The organism is Burkholderia sp. NRF60-BP8, from assembly GCF_001522585.2.
In the GTDB taxonomy this organism is placed as follows: domain Bacteria; phylum Pseudomonadota; class Gammaproteobacteria; order Burkholderiales; family Burkholderiaceae; genus Burkholderia.
Genome location: NZ_CP013373.1, coordinates 1352852 through 1371379, shown reverse-complemented (window position 1 = coordinate 1371379; position 18528 = coordinate 1352852). Strand labels below are relative to the sequence as shown.

General features: G+C 61.3%; 17 protein-coding genes, 2 tRNA genes and 1 pseudogene. 8 read left to right on the top strand and 12 right to left on the bottom strand.

The annotated features are described in order from the left end of the window. The 5 genes and pseudogenes from WS54_RS19765 to WS54_RS19745 form a co-directional block, all read right to left on the bottom strand. On the bottom strand, window positions 1-570 hold the full coding sequence (locus tag WS54_RS19765) for a hypothetical protein (RefSeq protein ID WP_059782658.1): 570 nt from the start codon (window positions 568-570) through the stop codon (window positions 1-3). 17 nt (window positions 571-587) lie between these two features. Further along, window positions 588-980 carry a DUF3592 domain-containing protein gene (locus tag WS54_RS19760; RefSeq protein WP_236872807.1) on the bottom strand — a complete coding sequence of 131 codons (393 nt, stop codon included), beginning with the start codon at window positions 978-980 and terminating at the stop codon, window positions 588-590. A 93-nt stretch (window positions 981-1073) separates the two neighbouring features. Beyond that, window positions 1074-1541, bottom strand: a pseudogene (locus WS54_RS19755) (IS3 family transposase); the annotation flags it as partial. Between the two features lie 152 nt (window positions 1542-1693). Next, window positions 1694-1770: transfer RNA gene (locus WS54_RS19750), tRNA-Arg, on the bottom strand. 186 nt (window positions 1771-1956) lie between these two features. Continuing rightward, complete coding sequence (locus tag WS54_RS19745; protein ID WP_034206973.1) at window positions 1957-2787, bottom strand: undecaprenyl-diphosphate phosphatase; 831 nt, start codon at window positions 2785-2787, stop codon at window positions 1957-1959. A gap of 476 nt (window positions 2788-3263) precedes the next feature. On the opposite strand from WS54_RS19745, the gene WS54_RS19740 reads away from it, so the two are divergent. The 5 genes from WS54_RS19740 (at window position 3264) to WS54_RS19720 (ending at window position 8779) form a co-directional block, all read left to right on the top strand. Beyond that, window positions 3264-4175 (top strand): aldose epimerase family protein, encoded by a 912-nt coding sequence (locus WS54_RS19740; RefSeq protein WP_059782656.1) that lies wholly within the window; start codon window positions 3264-3266, stop codon window positions 4173-4175. Window positions 4176-4306: 131 nt separating this feature from the next. Beyond that, window positions 4307-5008 carry a peptidoglycan DD-metalloendopeptidase family protein gene (locus WS54_RS19735; RefSeq protein ID WP_059782654.1) on the top strand — a complete coding sequence of 234 codons (702 nt, stop codon included), beginning with the start codon at window positions 4307-4309 and terminating at the stop codon, window positions 5006-5008. A 367-nt stretch (window positions 5009-5375) separates the two neighbouring features. Then, window positions 5376-6995 carry an acyl-CoA synthetase gene (locus WS54_RS19730; protein WP_059782652.1) on the top strand — a complete coding sequence of 540 codons (1620 nt, stop codon included), beginning with the start codon at window positions 5376-5378 and terminating at the stop codon, window positions 6993-6995. 70 nt (window positions 6996-7065) lie between these two features. Further along, window positions 7066-7389: a DUF2288 domain-containing protein gene (locus WS54_RS19725; RefSeq protein ID WP_034207875.1), complete on the top strand. Its 324-nt coding sequence runs from the start codon at window positions 7066-7068 to the stop codon at window positions 7387-7389. A gap of 10 nt (window positions 7390-7399) precedes the next feature. Then, the gene (locus WS54_RS19720) at window positions 7400-8779 is read left to right on the top strand and encodes an MATE family efflux transporter (protein ID WP_059782650.1); all 1380 of its coding nucleotides are present in this window, start codon (window positions 7400-7402) and stop codon (window positions 8777-8779) included. An 18-nt stretch (window positions 8780-8797) separates the two neighbouring features. Here the strand turns inward: WS54_RS19720 and WS54_RS34015 are convergent, their stop codons facing one another. After that, window positions 8798-8974, bottom strand: a complete 177-nt coding sequence (locus WS54_RS34015) for a hypothetical protein (protein ID WP_179949990.1) — start codon at window positions 8972-8974, stop codon at window positions 8798-8800. Between the two features lie 136 nt (window positions 8975-9110). On the opposite strand from WS54_RS34015, the gene WS54_RS34010 reads away from it, so the two are divergent. Next, on the top strand, window positions 9111-9281 hold the full coding sequence (locus WS54_RS34010) for a hypothetical protein (protein WP_175888554.1): 171 nt from the start codon (window positions 9111-9113) through the stop codon (window positions 9279-9281). 204 nt (window positions 9282-9485) lie between these two features. On the opposite strand, the gene WS54_RS19715 is transcribed toward WS54_RS34010, so the two are convergent. Together WS54_RS19715 and sixA are read right to left on the bottom strand one after the other, a co-directional pair. Beyond that, window positions 9486-10292, bottom strand: a complete 807-nt coding sequence (locus WS54_RS19715) for a GNAT family N-acetyltransferase (protein ID WP_034206968.1) — start codon at window positions 10290-10292, stop codon at window positions 9486-9488. A gap of 170 nt (window positions 10293-10462) precedes the next feature. Continuing rightward, window positions 10463-10924 carry a phosphohistidine phosphatase SixA gene (sixA, locus tag WS54_RS19710; protein WP_034206967.1) on the bottom strand — a complete coding sequence of 154 codons (462 nt, stop codon included), beginning with the start codon at window positions 10922-10924 and terminating at the stop codon, window positions 10463-10465. A 160-nt stretch (window positions 10925-11084) separates the two neighbouring features. Here sixA and WS54_RS19705 point away from each other — a divergent pair. Together WS54_RS19705 and WS54_RS33725 are read left to right on the top strand one after the other, a co-directional pair. Next, a tRNA-Pro gene (locus WS54_RS19705) sits at window positions 11085-11161 on the top strand. A 99-nt stretch (window positions 11162-11260) separates the two neighbouring features. Further along, complete coding sequence (locus tag WS54_RS33725) at window positions 11261-11503, top strand: transcriptional regulator domain-containing protein (RefSeq protein WP_159086696.1); 243 nt, start codon at window positions 11261-11263, stop codon at window positions 11501-11503. On the opposite strand, the gene WS54_RS19700 is transcribed toward WS54_RS33725, so the two are convergent. The 4 genes from WS54_RS19700 to WS54_RS19685 all read right to left on the bottom strand — a co-directional run bounded on the left by WS54_RS19700 (window position 11474) and on the right by WS54_RS19685 (window position 18503). After that, window positions 11474-11761, bottom strand: coding sequence for a PAAR domain-containing protein (locus WS54_RS19700; RefSeq protein WP_082725111.1), 288 nt, complete (start codon window positions 11759-11761; stop codon window positions 11474-11476). The two genes, WS54_RS33725 and WS54_RS19700, sit on opposite strands and share 30 nt — an antisense overlap. A 433-nt stretch (window positions 11762-12194) precedes the next feature. Beyond that, window positions 12195-13502, bottom strand: a complete 1308-nt coding sequence (locus WS54_RS19695) for an SEL1-like repeat protein (RefSeq protein ID WP_236872806.1) — start codon at window positions 13500-13502, stop codon at window positions 12195-12197. Between the two features lie 3 nt (window positions 13503-13505). After that, window positions 13506-15554 (bottom strand): phospholipase D-like domain-containing protein, encoded by a 2049-nt coding sequence (locus WS54_RS19690; protein WP_059782645.1) that lies wholly within the window; start codon window positions 15552-15554, stop codon window positions 13506-13508. 3 nt (window positions 15555-15557) lie between these two features. After that, window positions 15558-18503 carry a type VI secretion system Vgr family protein gene (locus WS54_RS19685; protein ID WP_034206963.1) on the bottom strand — a complete coding sequence of 982 codons (2946 nt, stop codon included), beginning with the start codon at window positions 18501-18503 and terminating at the stop codon, window positions 15558-15560. Window positions 18504-18528 lie beyond the last annotated feature (25 nt).

The following is an 18528-nucleotide window of genomic DNA, read 5'->3' as shown; positions in this document are numbered from 1 at the left end:
TCAGTGAACGTAACCAGCCAGAATTCCAGCCCCGCCGCCGAAGCCCTTACCGTCCGCGTTCAGTCCCGCATTGATACCCGCCATGATCACGAGCGCCTTTGCCCGTTGTATCACCCACTCGAACAGCATCGGGTTGATCGTAAGCTGGCTTAGCGCGAGCGACAGCAATGCCGGGTTTATACCAAGCAACATGACCGACCCACTACCGCCAGCCAACAGGATTTCAGCACTTCCGTCAAGATAAACGGCACCACCCTGAAAGTCAGAATGCTCGAGTTCCGTCCCGGAGAAGGCCGATGTCATGTAAATCCAGCCGGTGCTGGGAAACGCCTCTGCCGAACCGCTTCCGCTGACAGATTTCCCCTTGATCGCGAACTTCGGCAACCGAACTTTCGGAATCTTGACGCCGATGCCCAAACCTACGCCAAGGCCACCGTACCAGAATCGCTGAAACTGTCCCGCTGGATTCTTCAACAAAATCTCACCGCCCGAGCCCATAACGAATTCGATGCTCGCACCGAACGTCGAACCGGTCTGGTACTCCCATTGACTACGTCGCAAGAAAGACATGGACTTATTCCAGAAGGTCAAGACCGAGGAAAACTAAGGAAGCCCCCTAACACCGCACTCACACCAAAGAAACCCAGGAAGATCGGTACGGTCCAGATCGCCAAAAATCGATCCAAGGTTGCAGATGTCTTGGGCGAAGACGCGAGATAGCGCACTTGCACCGCGTCACCGACTTTCATACCGAACACGAGACCGCCTTGAGCGTATGAGACATGCTCACCGGTGGAGGTCACGAATGCAATTTCGGGATGACTACCGCCGGCATTTAACGCAACGACCTGCCCATTCGCAACCTCAGCGTCCTTGAGAAAGGCGCGCGTATCGACGATCGAATAGGCCATACCTGCGAGTAAGGCCACACCAAGCAGGCAGAAAAACACCGCTTTCATCGCTTCAGCTGACTTCGTCATGTTCGTTTATTTACCTCGATTCATGGCTGACGTCATCCACCGGGATGACTGATTTTACAGCCTGAGTTGGACCGGCCAGAGTTTCATGGACACTCACGAGCCGTTTAACGCATAGCGCCGCTCAAACTCGATCGGTGAAAGATCATGCCGACGAACCGGGTTATAAAACATTTCGATGTAATCGAACAGGTCCGAGGTCGCCGTCGTCCGACTCGGATAGACGCGCCGCTTGATTCGCTCCTTTTTTAGGGCACTGAAGAAGCTCTCGGCTGCGGCATTGTCTTGGCAGTTGCCGCGCCGATTCATGCTTGGCATCACATGGTGCGCCCTCACGAATGACTGCGGGTCATCGCTCGTGAATTGACCGCCCTGATCAGAATTCACCATGACGCCGGGTCCCGGTTTGCGTTTCCAAACCGCAGCCAACCGCGCCTGTAAAACCAGATCGCTGGCCATTGTCGAGCGCGTAGCCCAACCGACGATCTGGCGCGAGCACAGATCCATAACAGCCGCCAGACACAGCCAGCCCTCGCAGGTCCGGATGTACGTGATGTCCGTTACTCAGACTCGATTCGGGACGGTTGGCGGCCGTACGGTGAACAAAAGAGCATCGATGTGCATCTACGTTGACCCAATTGGGTTACATAGCGGTTGCACGAACATGCCGATTCGACAAGGGCAGTATGGAAATATCAGCCAACATGCTGATTTACTGGCCCGCCCTACACGATTCGAACGTGTGACCTACGGCTTAGAAGGCCGTTGCTCTATCCAACTGAGCTAAGGGCGGTCGGGGAGAAAAGACACGGCCTGCCACGGACCGCATTCGGCATCGGGCTTTTGAGCAACGAGCAGCAACACCGCCCGCAACCACATACACTCAAACCCCTGAAACAAAAACGGGCCCGGCATGGAGCCGAGCCCGAAATTATACCCGATCATCGCGCCGGATCACGCGAGACCAGCGCCCGCGGCATCAAACCGGCTGCGGATGCAGCATGAACCAGCCGAGGCAGAACACGCCGGCGATCACGCAATACACGCCGAACGACGCGAGCCGGCCGCGCCCTTCGAAATAGCGCATCAGGAACCGCACGCTCAGGTATGCGGCGATCGCCGTCAGCACGCCGCCGAGCAGCGCATCGGCGAGCTGATCGCGCGCATGGAACAGCTTCGGCAATTCGAGCACGCCCGCGGCGAAGATGATCGGCGTGCCGAGCAGGAACGAGAATTCCGCCGCCTTCTCCGCCGTCAGCCCCGCCGCGTTGCCGGCGATCATCGTCAACCCGCTGCGCGAGAAGCCCGGAATCAGCGCGCCGATCTGCGCAAGGCCCACGAAGAACGCCTGCTTGAACGTCATCTTCTCGGGCGGCCGATGCGCGCGGCTACGCTGAATGCGATCGCCGAGCCACAGCAACACGCCGTTGACGATCAGCGCGATCGCGACGATCCGCAGATCGTGAAACACGCGTTCGATGCGCTTCTCGAGCAGCAGCCCGACGATGCCGGTCGGGATCGTGCCGATGATCAGCGCCCACATCAGATGCCCGTCGTCGTTCTTGCGGCCGCCGAGCTGCGCGAAGAAGCCGCCGATCAGCGCGATCCAGCGCGCGCGAAAGTACCACAGCAGCGCCAGCGCGGTGCCGAGGTGGAGCGCGACGAGAAAGGGCAGCAGTTGCGGCGCGTGCTTGTCGATGTGCATGCCGAACAGCGCCGGCACGAGCAGCGTATGGCCAAGACTGCTGACGGGGAAGAGTTCGGTTACGCCCTGCAGGACGCTCAGGAATACCAGAAACCAGAGGCTCACGCGTCGGTCCTTTTAGTGAAGATTAAGCGGAAGGGAAAGCGGACGACGCGATGCGCGTCCTGAAAACGCGCCCCGATTATGCCCAGCCAGGATTACTGCGCCAAGGCATTTGGCAGGATATTGCGGCAATGCACACAAACGCTTGCAATTTGTAAGCATCAAGAAAGCAAAAAGCCCGCCATTTGCATGGCGGGCCTGCAGGCGCCGGCAGAAATTGCCGTCAGCGACCGAGCTGATAGAAAAATAATACCGTGCTACCGGTAAACATGCCGAACAGTGCGATTCCCATTGCCATTGCCAGATCCATGGCCCCCTCCGCGAAGTGTCATGACCCGGCAACATCACCGGTTTAGACGCATTATCCAGACCGTCGACAGTGTTAAAAACTCGCAATTTCCCGAGAAGGGTTTTCCCCGACCGCCCGCGGCCCGATAATGGAACGCACGCTGCTCCAGTCACTTCCAACCCGATTCGCCATGCCGATCTTCCAGCAACACGACATTCACGAACTTCACGCCGGCCCGTCGCTCGTCCGGGTCGCTCCGCAATTCGGCGGCCGTCTGCTGTCCTGGCACGTCGACGGCGAACCGGTGATCTTCTGGCCGGAAACCGCCGATTGGAGCAACCTCGCCCGCGTGCGCGGCGGCAATCCGCTGCTGTTCCCGTTCCTCGGCCGCCACCGCGTCGACGGTGAAATCGGCCGCTGGCGCGACGCCGCCGGCGTGGTTCGCGATCTGCCGATGCACGGTTTTGCGCGCGACCTGCCGTTCGACGCGCACCCGTCGGCCGACGGCGCCGCGCTGACGATGACGCTCGACGCGAACGACACGCTGCGCGCGAGCTACCCGTTCGATTTCCGGTTCGAAACGACCTACCGGCTGGCCGACGCGCACACGCTGGAAGCCGCGTTGACGACGACCAATCGCGGCGATACGCCGCTGCCCTATTACGCCGGCCACCATTTCTATTTCGCGCTGCCGCATGGCGAGCGGGCCGACACCCTCCTCGAGCTGCCGCCGACCCGCCGTTGCCAACAGCGCGCGGACGGCTCGATCAGCCCGCTCGAACCGGGCGAAGCCCGTTACCGCCTCGACAATCCGGACATCCTCGATCGCTTCCACTGTCTCGACGGCGAGCCGTCCGCGCCGGTGCGCATCGTGATGCCGGGCCGCGGTCGCACGATCGAGATCGCGCTGGACGTGCCGGGCTCGATCCCGTGGTACGCGGTCACGACGTGGACAGAAAAGCCGGATTCGGACTTCTACTGCGTCGAGCCGTGGCTCGGCCTGCCCGATGCGATCCACAACGGCCTCGGGCTGCGCATGCTCGCACCGGGCGCGACCGAAACGGCCACGCTGCGGATCCGCGTCGCCCCGCTCGCCGGCTGATTCGGCACGCATCGAACCGGGGCGCGGCGGCCCGCCTGCGACCGAAACTGCGGTGCGCGGGTCGAACCCGTTAAAATCGGACGTTTTGTGTTGCCTGCCGCGTCACGCGCGGCAGGGTTTTGCGAGGTTCAATGTTCGAAACAACAACGAAGCGACTCTTCGCAGCCGCCTGCGCCGCCCTGCTCGTCGCGTGCGGCTCCGCGCCCGTCGGCCCCGGGTTCTATCGCGTAGAGCGTGGCGACACGCTCTACAAGATCGCGCGCGACAACCGCACGTCGGTACAGAGCATCGTGCGCTGGAACCAGATGACGAACCCCGATGCGATCGAAGTCGGCCAGGTGCTGCGCGTCGCACCGCCGCCCGGCACGGCCACCGCATCGACGCCATCGAGCACCGGCACCGGCAGCGCGGGCCGCGCGCGCCCGGCCCCTTCCGCGCCGGTCGAATCGGCCGTGAAACCGGCCACGAGCATTGCGCTGATCTGGCCGGCGGCCGGCAACGTGGTGCGCACGTTCGACGGCTCGAAATCGAAGGGCATCGACATCGCGAATTCGCCGGGCACGCCGGTGGTTGCGGCCGCACCGGGTGTCGTGGTCTATGCCGGTAACGGGTTGCGCGGCTACGGCAACCTGATCATCCTGAAGCACAACGCCGATTACCTGACGGCCTACGCGCACAATCGCGCGTTGCTGGTGAAGGAAGGTCAATCGGTCACGCAAGGGCAATCGATCGCCGAGATGGGCAACAGCGACAGCGATCGCGTCGCGCTGCATTTCGAGTTGCGCTATGGCGGCCGCTCGATCGATCCGTCACGCTACCTGCCGGCGCGCTGAGCGCGCGACGGACGACACGCGACACCGGCGCGCATCGCGTGCCGTCGCGGCGAAAACGGAAAAAATCGAGTCAGCGCTTGCGCAGACGTCCGGTGAAACGGCCGGACAACGGATCGACATGACGAGCAAACGCCACCAGCACACCGATTCCGATCAGGCTGAACCCCGCAGCTATCAGAAGCAAATCCATGGTCACACCACTGTTTTGTCTTGATCTTATGCGTCATTGTGGAATCGTGCACTGAGCCGTCACTATTGGACGAGTCAGAACATTCCCTATCAGCGAACACCATTGTGAATTCGTCTGCGTGAAATCCTGATGTAAGCCGTTCACCCGACGCCACGCCGACGCCCAGGAGACCATGCGATGCTGCCCGCCGCCGACCGCTACGACCACCTCCTCTCCCGCTTCCACTGGGACATTCCGACGCATTACAACATCGGCGTGGACGTGTGCGACAAATGGGCCGACGGCAGCGGACGCCTCGCGCTGATCCACGAAACCGCGCAAGGCGACGTCTCCCGCATCACGTTCGACGACCTGAAGAATGCTTCTAACCGGCTCGCGAACAGCTTTGCGCGCGCCGGCCTGCGGCGCGGCGACCGAATCGGCATCTTTCTCGCGCAGGGCCCCGAAACGGCGATCGCCCATCTCGCCGCGTACAAGTCCGGCGCGATCGCCGTGCCGCTCTTCACGCTGTTCGGCGTCGATGCGCTCGAGTACCGGCTCGCGAACAGCGAGGCCGCCGCGCTCGTCACCGACGCGGCCGGCTACGCGAAGATCGCGCCGCTGCGCGCACGACTGCCGGCACTGCATACCGTCTACTGCGTCGGCGACGATGCGCCCGATGCGCCGGGCGTGCTGCGCTATGACGCGGCGCTCGCCGCCGAATCGCCGGATTTCGTGCCGGTCGATACGGCCGCCGACGATCCGGCCGTGATCATCTATACGTCCGGCACGACGGGCAAGCCGAAAGGCGCGCTACACGCGCATCGCGTGCTGCTCGGCCACCTGCCGGGCGTCGAGATGTCGCAGCAGTGCTTCCCGCGCGACGCACGCCTGTTCTGGACGCCCGCCGACTGGGCATGGATCGGCGGGCTGCTCGACGTGCTGCTGCCGTCATGGCATCACGGCGTGCCGGTGCTCGCGCGCCGCTTCGAGAAATTCGACGGCGAGGCGGCGTTCGCACTGATGGCGCGGCACGGCGTCACCCACGCGTTTCTGCCGCCCACCGCGCTGAAGCTGATGCGCGCCGTCGCGGCGCCGCGCGAACGCTACGCGCTGTCGCTGAAATCGGTCGCAAGCGGCGGCGAATCGCTCGGCACCGAATTGACGGCGTGGGGCCGCGACGCGCTCGGCGTGACGATCAACGAGTTCTACGGGCAGACCGAATGCAACATGGTGCTGTCGTCGTGCGCGGCGCTGTTCGATGCGCAGCCCGGCGCGATCGGCAAGGCGGTGCCCGGCCATGCGGTCGCGATCGTCGACGCGGACGGCGCACCGCTGCCGCCCGGCGTCGAAGGCCGCATCGCGGTGCGCCGCCCCGATCCGGTGATGTTTCTCGAATACTGGCGCAACCCCGGCGCGACGCGCGACAAGTTCGCGGGCGACTACCTGCTCACCGGCGATACGGGCACGATCGACGCCGACGGTTTCGTGCGCTTCGTCGGCCGCGACGACGACGTGATCACGAGCGCCGGTTACCGGATCGGCCCGGGCCCGATCGAGGATTGCCTGCTCACGCATCCGGCGGTGCGAATGGCGGCCGTCGTCGGCGTGCCCGACGCGACGCGCACCGAAATCGTCAAGGCGTTCGTCGTGCTGAACCCCGGCCACGCCGGCGACGCTGCGCTCGTTCACGCGCTGCAGGAACACGTGCGCACGCGGCTCGCCGCGCACGAGTATCCGCGCGCGATCGCGTTCGTCGACAGCCTGCCGATGACCGCCACCGGCAAGATCGTGCGCCGGGCGCTGCGCGACGCGTGAGCGGCCCGCTCGCTCGGCCGGCCCGGCCGGATGGTTTATAGTGGCGCCACGCAGCTATTCCAAGAACTCGATGTCCTCTGATCAACACTCCGCCACGGGCGCGTCGCACAGCCCGCTCTACGCCAAACTCCTCGGCGAGACCGCCAAGATCGACTGGTGCGATCTCGAGCGCTTCTTCGCACAAGGCAAGCTGTTGTCGGTTGCGCGCGACCTCGATCTCGTCAGCGTCGCGGAAGCGGTCGCCAGCGACGACACCGAACAGGTCACGCGCTGGCTGTCGTCCGGCCTCGTCGCGCGCATGCCGGCCGAGACCGCCGCCGACTACGCGGCGCGCAATCCGGAACTGTGGGCGGTCGTCGTCTCGCCGTGGGTCTGCGTGCAGGAACGCGCCTGACGCATCCGCCATGTCCGAATCCGCGTTACCGCACGGGGCCGGCGGCGCTGCGGCCGTCGTCACGCACCGGCGCGTGCTCGCGCTCGCGTTCCCGATCGTCGTCGCGAACCTGACCCAGCCGATCCTCGGCGCCGTCGACACGGCCGTCGCCGGCCACCTCGACGGGGCGCAATATCTCGGCGGCGTCGCGCTCGGCGGCCTGTTCTTCAATTTCGTGTTCTGGGGCTTCGGCTTCCTGCGGATGGGAACGACCGGGCTCGTCGCGCAAGCGCATGGCGCCGGCGACGACGCCGGGATCCGCCTGAATCTGCTGCGCGCGCTGATCGTCGCGTTCGCGCTCGGCGCCACGGTGCTGGCGCTGCAGGCGCCGCTGCTGTCGTTCGCGCTGTCCGCGCTCGGCGGCAGCGACGCCGTCCACGCGACGGCGCTCGCATACAGCCACGCACGGATCTGGAGTGCGCCGTTCGCGCTCGCGAACTACGTGGTGCTCGGCTATCTGCTCGGCGTGCAGCGCGTTCGACTCGCACTCGTCGCACAGGTGTTCATCAATGCGGTGAACATCGGCGCCGTGCTGCTCTACGTGTACGGCTTCGGTTGGGGCATCGCCGGCATCGGCGCCGCGACCGCCACCGCGGACGCGTGCGGCTTCGCGCTCGGCGCGTGGATGCTGTGGCGGCTGCGGCCGCGCGGCCTTGCACCGCTCGCGGTACGCGCGCTGGCCGACCGGGTGGCGCTCAAGCGGCTGATCGTGCTCAATCGCGACATCTTCCTGCGCACCCTGTGCGTGCTCGGCGCCTTCGGATGGTTCGCGCATCTCGGCGCAAAACAAGGCGACGCGACACTCGCCGCGAATGCGCTGCTGCTGAATTTTCAGACCTTCATGGCGTACGGCCTCGACGGCTTCGCGCATGCGGCCGAGGCGCTCGTCGGCGCGGCGGCCGGCGCGCGCGATCGCCACGCTTTCCGGCAAGCCGTACGCGTCACGCTGTTCTGGTCGGCGCTCGGTGCGCTGCTGTTCGCGCTCGTTTACTGGGTGGCGGGCGGCTGGATCGTCGCACGTCTGACCGACCAGGCCGAGATCCGCGCCGTCGCGCTGCGCTACCTGCCGTGGGCCGCGATCTCGCCGATCGTGTCGGTCTGGGGTTTCCTGCTCGACGGCGTGTTCATCGGCGCGACGCAGACGCAATCGCTGATGCGCGCGATGGTCGTGTCGCTGTCGATCTTCGTCGCGGCCACGCTCGCCGCCGTCGACACGTTCGGCAATCACGGCCTCTGGTTCGCGCTGCTGGTATTCATGGCGGCGCGCGGCGTGACGCTCGCGCGCTACCTGCCGGCGCTGTTACGGCGCATTGGCGCCGACCCGCAAGCCGCATCCGCGGCCCGCGCGTGACAGCGGGCCGAGCGACCGTTACTGCACGGGTTTCGGCGACGGCGCGTCGAGCATCGACGGCGGCGTCATGTCGGTCGGCACGCCGCGATAGTCGGCCGGATCCTCGGGCGGGTGGCCGCGGCGCGCCTGGCGGGGATCGCTGCTGCAGGCGGCAAGAAGGGATGCGACCAGCACGGCCAGCATGAAACGGGTCATCAGGTAGGGCTCCAGAAAACGGCGCGCCCATCGCACGCCGGGACCGCGCCGAGTCTAGCGGAAATCCGGTTTCAGGGTTGCGCCGTGCATGTCCTACTATGTACGCATGGCGCTGTGCCGTTGATAGGAGGCTGCCATGTCGTCTGAGGAAATTGCGGGCCTGATCGGCCTGTTCATCGGTGTGATGGTGCTGGTCGCGCTGTCGTACTTCGAGTCGCGCGAATACAAGCGCAGCCACGAAGGCGAAGGGATGATCCACCACTGGATGGCGGAACACCACTTGCTCGACTGGCGGCGCAAGCACTGAGCGCGCCGCCGCCGTACGGCCCTCCTCCGGCCGTCGCGAACGTGCCGCCCTGCGGCACGGGGGTCTTCGCGTATCGCTGAAATTATCAGGGCCCGATACGCTCACATTGATCGGATACACGAACGCCGTCGCGCGGCACAGGCCACGCGACGGCGTTCGCTTGCGCGCGCCGCGCCTCGGAAGGTGCGACGCGGTTCGATCCGCTCAGCCCAGGAAGTGGCGGGCGTAGCGCGCGTTGATGTCCGACAGGCGGAACAGCGTCAGGAAATCCGCGCAGTTGAAGTCGGGATCCCAGGCCGGTGCGCCGCAAATCTTTGCACCGAGACGCAGGTAACCCTTGATCAGCGGCGGCGGCGCGACGACGGTGCCCGTCTGCAGTTCGTCGACCGGCAGCGCCGTGTGCGGGAACGCGCGATACTCGGGCGCCGTCAGCGAGCCTGCCGACAGCGACTGGTACAGGTTCGCCGCGTAGTGACCGCCATCGGCCATCGACACGCTCGCGCAGCCGAGCATCGTCTCGTAGCCGTTCTGCATCATGTACGCGCCGAGGCCGCCCCACAGCGCCATGATGACGGCGCCGCTGCGGTAGTCGCTGTGCACGCACGAGCGGCCGACCTCGACCATCTTTCCGCGCAGGTGCGTGAGCCGCGACAGGTCGAATTCGCCTTCGGCGTACAGGCGGCCGACACGCGCCGCCTGGTGCGGCGGCAGCACGCGATACGTGCCGACGACTTTCAACGTGTCGAGATCGCGGACCAGGAGGTGATCGCAATACGCGTCGAACGGATCGACGTCGAGCCCGGAAGGGCCGCTGACCTGCGCGCCCATTTCTTCGGCGAACACGCTGTAGCGCAGGCGCTGGGCTTCGCGCAATTCGTCTTCCGTACGCGCCCATGCGGCGCGCAGGCGATACTCCGATGTGACGGTTTCACTGGCGCGCGGCAGGTGGCGCCGCGACGTGTCGAGGGGCAGCGAGGCAAAAGGGAGCGTAGGCGTCGGCAGTTCTCGCATTAGGCTTTCCTGGTCGTAAGGAATAGGACGACATGCCCGCCAATGTAGTAATCGGCCGTGACCGTTATGTGGCACGACCGTGTCCTTTCAATGACGTGTCGCCGAATTGACTTTAGCAGAAAGCTCGCAAAACCGTATGATCAATCCCTTCAAACCCATTCGGGCGGGCCTCACGCCAGTTCGGGCGTCAGGACGGCCCGCAGCACGGCCTGCCGGCTGCCGTCGCGCGTGCGGCTAGCCAACCACACGATTCCGCCCTTCTTGACGCTCCAGCTGTCGTCGCCGCCGGCGATCAATTGCGCGGCGACGCTGCCGAGCGTCGGCTGGTGGCCGACGATCACGACCGTCGGGGCGATGCCTTCCGGCCAGCCGGCCGCTGCCAGCACGTCGTCGACGCTGCCGCCCGGGGCGAGCGCGTCGACGGTGCGGTACTGGTCGGTCAGTGCCTCGACGGTCTGTACGGTGCGCGCCGCCGGGCTCGCGAGGATCACGGTATTCGTCTCGAGCCGGCCGCGCAGCCATTTGGCCATCGCCTGCGCGTCCTTGCGGCCGCGCACGGTCAACTGGCGCGCGAGATCGCTCGTCGCGTAGTCTTCGGCCTCGGCGTGGCGCCACAGGATCAAGTTCATCATGATGTTCTCCTTGCTTCGGCGAGCGAACGCGCGCGCATGCGCGCGGGGCGGCCGATCTCACGAGAATTGTCGCAAATCGCGGCCGATTCGCGGCCGGGGCATTTACCCGCATATCGTGATTGACCGAATCGGTCATTCGACGTTATTATCTTTGGCTCGTCGGAGCGTAGCGCAGCCTGGTAGCGCATCTGATTTGGGATCAGAGGGTCGAAGGTTCGAATCCTTTCGCTCCGACCAAAGGAATCAAGGGGTTAGCTGATGCTAACCCCTTTTTCTTTGGAGCTCCGTCGGGCTATTGCTACCATCTGGGGTGATTTCCATCAGGAACCGCGCCCGATGGCTGACCGCCTTGTCCTCGCCCAGCACCGTCTTTTCATCACCCGCGCCGACTGGCGTAATGCCGAACAATATCCCAAAGCGACCTTCCGCGATCCATCGACCTGGTCTTGGGAACTCCTCCGGCGCAATAGCGAGTACGCACAAGACTACATCCAGTATCGTCCCGATATGCTGACGTTCCAGCGGCTCCCGCTACGTCGACGCGGGGCATCACACGTCGACCGACATGGCCTGTTGTGAAGCAACGAGCTTCGGTGGCGGGGTGCACTTGCAAATACACAGGTCATCGCTCAGCGCGACGCGCCGTCCATCCGGCCCTGTCATTGGAAGTCGTGGACCGGCGCATTGAATCTTGCCGATCGATTTGCAAGCTGGGCAAATTACGTCGTCATCTTCGTGCGCGATATGCCTGCCGTCCAATTCAAACGGTGTTGCCTTCACACGAACGGTTCCCGCCACGGTCGTATGATCGCCATCGAGAATCAAGTATCGGGTCATTTGCCATTACCTCAGTCACATCCCCAAACGGTCGAATAAAGGTGTGCCACGCAGTCAGCCATGTGGAGCCAAGCCTCCGATTAAAAAGGCCAATCTCGCCATCCCAACGCCCACGCACCACCCCACTAGAATAGGACCGATTTCACCCGTGTACTCGCGGTCGTACTTCCAAGCTGCGACGAATAGCAACGGCACTGGTACACCAATCATCCCGATCATCTTGGGCCAATCGGCATACGGAGCGAATACATGAAGTGCACTGCTCACAAGGGCCCAGCACGGCAGCCCAAGGACGAACAGCAACCAGCCCAACCCTGTCAACGTCACGGGGTGCGCACGCCTCTTCGCTTCATTCGGTTGGTTCACGTTGAACGATCTTCCTGTCGATTACAGAAGAGGCCATCCGCTTGTAGTCTTCCAGCGAGGAACCGAGTCACGACTGATCAAGGTATGCAACGAGTTCCCACGAAACAGGGGCCATGCGCTGACGTGTACCCAACATGCTGTCGAGGACCGCTAGCCGTCGAGGTTCGTGCACGACGACGGAAGGCAACACGTCACCCTTAAGAAACCTGCGTTCCACGTCGCCAACCTGACCAGCCTCCAGTTTCGCACACCATACGCCATCTTCCGGACACTGCTGGCCGGTACGCGCGACGGCCCCCAATGGCAGACGTGCCGCAACGTTTTGCGATTGCTCTTGTTGCGAAATCTGCTTGGCTTTCCGTTCAAGCGGCAGGCCGGTTTTCGGATCGAGATTTTGAGCCCTCGCCATCTCATTGATCATCTCGTCCGAAGGCTTCTGTGGCGGGACAGCGACGTCCTGCTCCTTTTGCCATTGGAATGTACCATCCCACGCCGGGAGCTTCGCGGGCGGGAGCGGTACGATCTTGTCAATCTCCGGAACTCTGGGATTACGGCCATCGTTACGATCAATGAATTCGCCGATTAGCTCATAGCGACGCGAACGCTCGGGATCGTTCGCAAGTCCGAGGTAATACAACTTATTGGATTCCGGTGGCCCTCTAAAGCCTTTTTCCAGAAAGGAAGCTGATTGAGAATCACCTGCCGCAACACCTTTCTGAAATTCTGCAATAGCATCGGAATACGATTGAGCAGCCATTCGGTCCACGCCCAACAAGCTTGCTGCTTGACCAAAGCCTTGATCAGCAGCACACGCCAGCATCTGCCGCGCGACATCAGGAGCATTATCATTCGGCAATAACTTGTCACCAATGTAATATTGCGCCTCAGGATTACCAAGGTCAGCCGCTTTTCGAAAGTAACGTAGAGCAGCCTCGGAGTCCTGCTTTAGACCATAACCAATTTCTAGATAATGACCAACAGAATAATATCCACTTGGAATATTCTGCCTAACAAGCGACATGGCGAGATCGACAGACTCTGAGCGCGGGTCCGGCGAGTTCGCTAGCCCCTCCGAAAGGAGCGATTGCAAATTTTGATTCGCCTTGTAGTGCCCGTGCGCCGCAGCGATTCGATAATACCGGGCAACATCATCGTAATCCTTTGGCCCATCTTTTTTTTCAAGATAGCGTGCATACCGAAACAGATTGTCAGCCTTTGGATCAAGCGGTGGTAGACGATCTGCCTGATGTATGCATGTAAAAGCCAAATTGGCGCGAACAGCGCCCATGTCAGGAGAGGATGCCACTGAATTATCCTTTTTGGTACAAGCACATAACGTGAGCGCAGCAACAACGATCAAAAATTTTTTCATCATATATCAGTCGCTACGGTTGATTGCATTTGACGTGCGCAAAAAACCGACGAGAGAAGCAACCGGGGGCAGATTTTGATTCTTGTTAACTTTATTGCGCACGATAATATCCCCCCAATTCTTGAATGCTTTCACTGGGTCCTCTTGATCACTCGCGTCGCCCGTATGCAAACTCCACAACTGCAGCCTCAGCGACTTCGCGATATCTTGCTGGTCTGTACAGATATTCAACTCACTATCGCCCTCCATGCTGCGGGAATTGATATTTGCTGAACCGATAGTCGTGAATGCATCGTCAACAGTCATCAACTTCGCATGAACGTACACCGGAACCCAGCCGCCGGCCGGCGAATCGGGCGCGACTAACGTGCACACGTGAACCTTCAGTCCGGTTATATCTTTCGTCGGAATATCGATTTTGTCTGCGTCATCTTTTTCCAGCTTGTCTTGATCGCGCGTCTTGTCCACAATAGCCTGATTTTGACGCTTCAACTCATTGATTTGCTGTTGCAGGTCCTGCTGGCGCAACCTGCTTTGCTGTATGAACGTCATGACGCCTTGCACCGCTGACGACGTATAATCCACTCCCTGTGTAGCAATTTTCTGCTCGGCGGCTTGCTCGGCGGCAAGTTTCGCTTCGAGTGTCTGCTGCTGTACTTCAAGCGATTGCTTGTTTAGCTCGCGTACGACACCCGGAATCGAATTGCTCTGACCCAGTGCATCGAGCATACGATAGGTGTTGAACGAGCCGGGGCCCACGCCCTCATCGCTGGAGTTCGTGATGACAAAAAGATGAATCGGACCGTGGTAACCTGGGTCGCGTCCGCCTTTGATTTGCCGTTTCACCGCCTCCTTAATCTGATCGGCAAGCGGTACCCATCGGAAGTACTGGTTCTGGATGAAAACGTACTTCGTCGCGTTATTCACGGCCTGGAGGTACATGGCTCCAATATCGGTCACCACGCCCTTCGATGTCGATTGCTTCGACTTTGTGCGCACTATTTGCGCCATCACCTTCGCTCCGGCGTCTGGCCCGGCGCGCATCGTCAGACGCTTTTCCATACCGGCGCGGGCCTTTCCAAGACTTTGCCCCGTGGCAGCGTCCCATGCCTGACAAAAATTCGCATTCAAATATTGAAGAATGGGGCCAGTCACGCGACTTGAAATATCCTGCCAAGGAAACGGGCCGCAACGTCCTTGCTCAGGTTCACTGCGCTTGGCGCTGTGATCGTCTTTGTCCCAGTACTGATCGAGCATGTTGTGCCCCATCACGAACCCTGTTGCAAGACTCGGCTCCTCGTAGTCGATCAACACCATTTTCTGGTGATGGGTCGGCGTAGCGATAGCCGTTAAGCCAGCATTCATTACCTTGGTGCGCGTATCTCGGGTGGAGTCCTTGCCGCGCATGTAGAGTCGCCACGCGTTTTCGACCCGAGCTTTTAAGTCGAAGTCACGCGTAGCAAATTCAACGTTCGAGAAGGTAAGCGGGTAGTGGGTCAACCAGTTAACTTTGCGCTGCAGAGATTCGTGCCACGAGCCGGTCATGCTTACGTTGTTCAGATTGGCGCAGTAGTACCAAAACGTATCGTAGATTCGTTGACCGGTGGTCTGGTAGTCTTGCGACATTAGCGAGAGCTTCTTATATACCCAGTCTGGCGTGACGGCCTTGATCCAAGTTTGCATGTTGTATCCCGGCATGTTGTTCTCACCCCACTGAGATACATACCAGTCGTCATGCCAGCACAGTAACCGGACCTTTACATTTTCCTTGCCCTTCTGTACCAGCAGACTCCCGATGGTTCTCACACCACGCTCGCCACGCCTGAAATACATCGACGGCTGAAATCCCCAACAGATAATATCGACTGAGTGCTTCGCGTTGTGGATCGCGTCATACACCGCGCCAAATGCCTCTTTGCCGTTCACGAGTGGCCTAAACGTAGCCCACGTCGGATTGTATTCCGTGTTTTGCACAAACCAGGGCAGCGTGATATTTCCTGAATTCGTATGATTCAGCGCAATCGGCGTCGTTATGGATTTGATCAGATTCGCCATGGCCTATGCTTCCGAAGACGGGTTGAGCAGTTCAAAATAATGTTGCCGGTGTTTGGCACGGTCCGGGGCCTCACTCTCGCCTTCAGCCAGTCCTTCGTGAAACGGAAACCCCTGATTCGCCAGTTTGCCGTTCGCAGCGTCGCGATACTCACCGGGAACGGGAATCTCATGTTTGACGCCGTTCGCCAGTTCAAGTGTGTACTTCTGTGTCACCACATGGTGGTCGATAGGCAACTGCCCGGACTTATCGAATACTCCTTGTTTGACTAGAACGCCATCGGCGTAAAGCTTATAGGGCATTCCCACCGGGATAACACCGGTTGAGGAGGGCGACGCGAACGTGTTCAGTGACAGCTTCTGCGTCGGCGAATCCTTGAACGCCGGGTTCGTTATATCGACCCGTGCGGGGCCAGCGAACGAATAGCTTGCGGCCTTGAAGTCGATCTTGCCCGGTGAGTGGATATTGATGCTGCCGTCCTGACTGATCTGGATGATCGCGCCGCCGCACAGAATCCGGATTTCCTTACCGGAGGCGACTTCGATAACATCCGTTACGGACCGGATGTGCAATGCAAGTTGGGCTGCCAAATCGATGACGCCGGCATGCGCCTGAATATCGATGTCGCCCTTACCGGCGATTGCCTTCATCCCGCCGTTCTGCGCAAAGATGCTGATCAAGTTGAGCGCCGCGACGATCAACGACTGTCCCGACGCGACGGTCGTGGTCTGACCGCTGACGAGGTTGATGAGCTGGTCCGCCGCGAGATGCACCGACTGCTGCGTCGACGCGGCAATTCCGGCCGGACTGTCCAGCAGCATCACGGGTTCCTTGAAGGCGTTCGCGGTGCCCGTGCCGCCACCTGCCGTGCGACCGCCCTTGGCCTCCGGTGTCTGCGGCAATTCGAGTGCATCCGTGAAATGCTTCAACGCATCTTGACCGGTCTTGAGGTCCGCCGCCTGATGCCCCTTGCTGGCTTCCGACAACGAATCGACCAAATTCCCCGCACGGGCCAGTTGCTGGCGTGCTTCCCGCACGTCCAGTTGTTCGGCGTCCGGGGACTTGTGCTGCGTGCTGATCGCCATCCCCTGATTAGCGCGCATGGCACCGAATGCGTCGGTATGAAGCTTGTAGCCAATCCCGCGATACCCGCCTCGCGTGTTGCCCGTCTGATCGATCAAGTACCCTTGATGAAATAGATGGTAGGTTCCCCCGGTATAGCTCGTCAGGCGCTGCCCGCCCTGATGCGTGGAATCGTCGTGGATCAGGGCGTTGTAGGCACCGGTATTGCCGAAGCCGCGCGACTGTTGACCTGATTTCAGTACGTCCGAATGCCACGGCTGCTGAGTCGTCCCCCCAGGCAATCTACCCATCACGAAGGGGCGATCACAATCCCCTTGCCAGTAACCGACCGCGACCCATTCGCCCTTGCGCGGCACGTGAACTGCACCATAGCCGTCACCCGTATCGCCTTGCATGACCCGCAACCACGGCGATGTGTTGTAGTCGTCTGGCTTGCTCTGCCGGTCCCATGCGAACCGGCCACGTATCTCGTTGTTCTTGTTCGTCCACGCTTCCTCGCCGTCCGGTGCGCCGACCAGCAGGTGCTCGACTTGCATTGTCGGCTTCTTATGCTCGAGCGGACTGCGATACACAACATCCGTGTGCTGCGCTTCCATCTTCATCAAGAAGAAACCCACCGAACCATCGTTGGCACGAGGCCGGGATACCGACGCCTGCTCGTATTCCGCCTGAACACGATCGAACTCCGATTGCAGGCTGAACGGAAACGCTTCCGACTGCCGGGCGAACGGCACGTTGTTCAGGATGAACCAGTGCATATCGACCGCCAGAAACTCTCGGTCTTTCGAATCGGGGGCATCGTGACGAGGATGATCATTCAGAACGAACCGCGAACCTGAATCGAGCCAGCGCACCCCACCGACGCCTATAAAACGACGGGCCATCGCATCCCATGCTTGCGTCCGAATCTGTGCCCGGCGAGCACCACTGTCTGAGTCGGGGTAGCCCAACGTCGTCGGTTCGTACACTGTCGCCGGGACGTCCGGGATACTAAGGGTTTCCTTGTCACGGTAATGCTGGACGGTGTATGTAGTCGTTTCCATCAAGCTCCCGGCCGCGAAGCTCGAAGCCGGTCGATCCTGATCGAAAGAGGTAGACCTGAACTCCATAGGCTGAGCAGTCTGTTGCATCACCCACTGCGTCAAGCCATTGATCTCATCGCCTGTATTGCTTCGGGAATACGCGACATCATGAGCCTCCGGTAGCGCCGAGATCCTGTCCACGATCACAAGCGTTGTCTTTGGCGGCTCGCTCTCCTTGACCGGCGCATGCTCCCAATAGAAGTACCAGCCCTCATCTTCCAAAAGCCGATGGACCAAGTTCAGGTCCGATTCACTTTGCCGCGTATACGTGCGGGTACTTGGCTGACTACCGAGATTGAATCGATAGCGCCCGCGCAGTTGAGGGTATTTGTCGAAGACTGTGCTAATGCTTTGGACCGCGTCGGAATCGAGCCAGTAGTAATCGTCTCGACCTTCACCCAAGAAGAACAAGGCGGACGCGAACTCGATCTGGTAAAGCGAAAGCGCGCCATCGGCTCCCAATCGCCTGATCTGATAGACAAAGCCGTGGATCGGCCGATATTCCGCGTCGGAATTGGCGGCTGCCGGTTGCTGGATGAACAACGACACCTGCTGATGCATTAGAGCGAGCAATTCGATGTCGTCACGCGTGGAGACTGCATCAACGGTCCAGCGGTAATCGCGACCGATCTTCGACCAGCCTTTCGCGCGAACGGGCGTAAGCGCGTTATCGCCCAACGGGGTGCGCAGCGTCAGCAAACGGCCGTGCTGCATGAGGCCTCGGTTAATCGCGTCGAAGACGTCGCTGTATCTCAAACTCCCCGAATCTGTCAGTCCGAGTGCCATCGGTTCTTGTCCTTGTCTCTCAGGT

What these genes read in the sequence shown, in the direction of transcription:
- WS54_RS33725 (WP_159086696.1), top strand. Translation starts at nt 11,261, where the DNA reads ATGGCTGACCGCCTTGTCCTCGCCCAGCACCGTCTTTTCATCACCCGC.
- WS54_RS19735 (WP_059782654.1), top strand. Translation starts at nt 4,307, where the DNA reads ATGTTCGAAACAACAACGAAGCGACTCTTCGCAGCCGCCTGCGCCGCC.
- WS54_RS19695 (WP_236872806.1), bottom strand. Translation starts at nt 13,502, where the DNA reads ATGATGAAAAAATTTTTGATCGTTGTTGCTGCGCTCACGTTATGTGCT.
- WS54_RS19700 (WP_082725111.1), bottom strand. Translation starts at nt 11,761, where the DNA reads ATGACCCGATACTTGATTCTCGATGGCGATCATACGACCGTGGCGGGA.
- WS54_RS19730 (WP_059782652.1), top strand. Translation starts at nt 5,376, where the DNA reads ATGCTGCCCGCCGCCGACCGCTACGACCACCTCCTCTCCCGCTTCCAC.
- sixA (WP_034206967.1), bottom strand. Translation starts at nt 10,924, where the DNA reads ATGATGAACTTGATCCTGTGGCGCCACGCCGAGGCCGAAGACTACGCG.
- WS54_RS19740 (WP_059782656.1), top strand. Translation starts at nt 3,264, where the DNA reads ATGCCGATCTTCCAGCAACACGACATTCACGAACTTCACGCCGGCCCG.
- WS54_RS34010 (WP_175888554.1), top strand. Translation starts at nt 9,111, where the DNA reads ATGTCGTCTGAGGAAATTGCGGGCCTGATCGGCCTGTTCATCGGTGTG.
- WS54_RS19715 (WP_034206968.1), bottom strand. Translation starts at nt 10,292, where the DNA reads ATGCGAGAACTGCCGACGCCTACGCTCCCTTTTGCCTCGCTGCCCCTC.
- WS54_RS19760 (WP_236872807.1), bottom strand. Translation starts at nt 980, where the DNA reads ATGACGAAGTCAGCTGAAGCGATGAAAGCGGTGTTTTTCTGCCTGCTT.
- WS54_RS19690 (WP_059782645.1), bottom strand. Translation starts at nt 15,554, where the DNA reads ATGGCGAATCTGATCAAATCCATAACGACGCCGATTGCGCTGAATCAT.
- WS54_RS19725 (WP_034207875.1), top strand. Translation starts at nt 7,066, where the DNA reads ATGTCCTCTGATCAACACTCCGCCACGGGCGCGTCGCACAGCCCGCTC.
- WS54_RS19720 (WP_059782650.1), top strand. Translation starts at nt 7,400, where the DNA reads ATGTCCGAATCCGCGTTACCGCACGGGGCCGGCGGCGCTGCGGCCGTC.
- WS54_RS19765 (WP_059782658.1), bottom strand. Translation starts at nt 570, where the DNA reads ATGTCTTTCTTGCGACGTAGTCAATGGGAGTACCAGACCGGTTCGACG.
- WS54_RS34015 (WP_179949990.1), bottom strand. Translation starts at nt 8,974, where the DNA reads ATGACCCGTTTCATGCTGGCCGTGCTGGTCGCATCCCTTCTTGCCGCC.
- WS54_RS19685 (WP_034206963.1), bottom strand. Translation starts at nt 18,503, where the DNA reads ATGGCACTCGGACTGACAGATTCGGGGAGTTTGAGATACAGCGACGTC.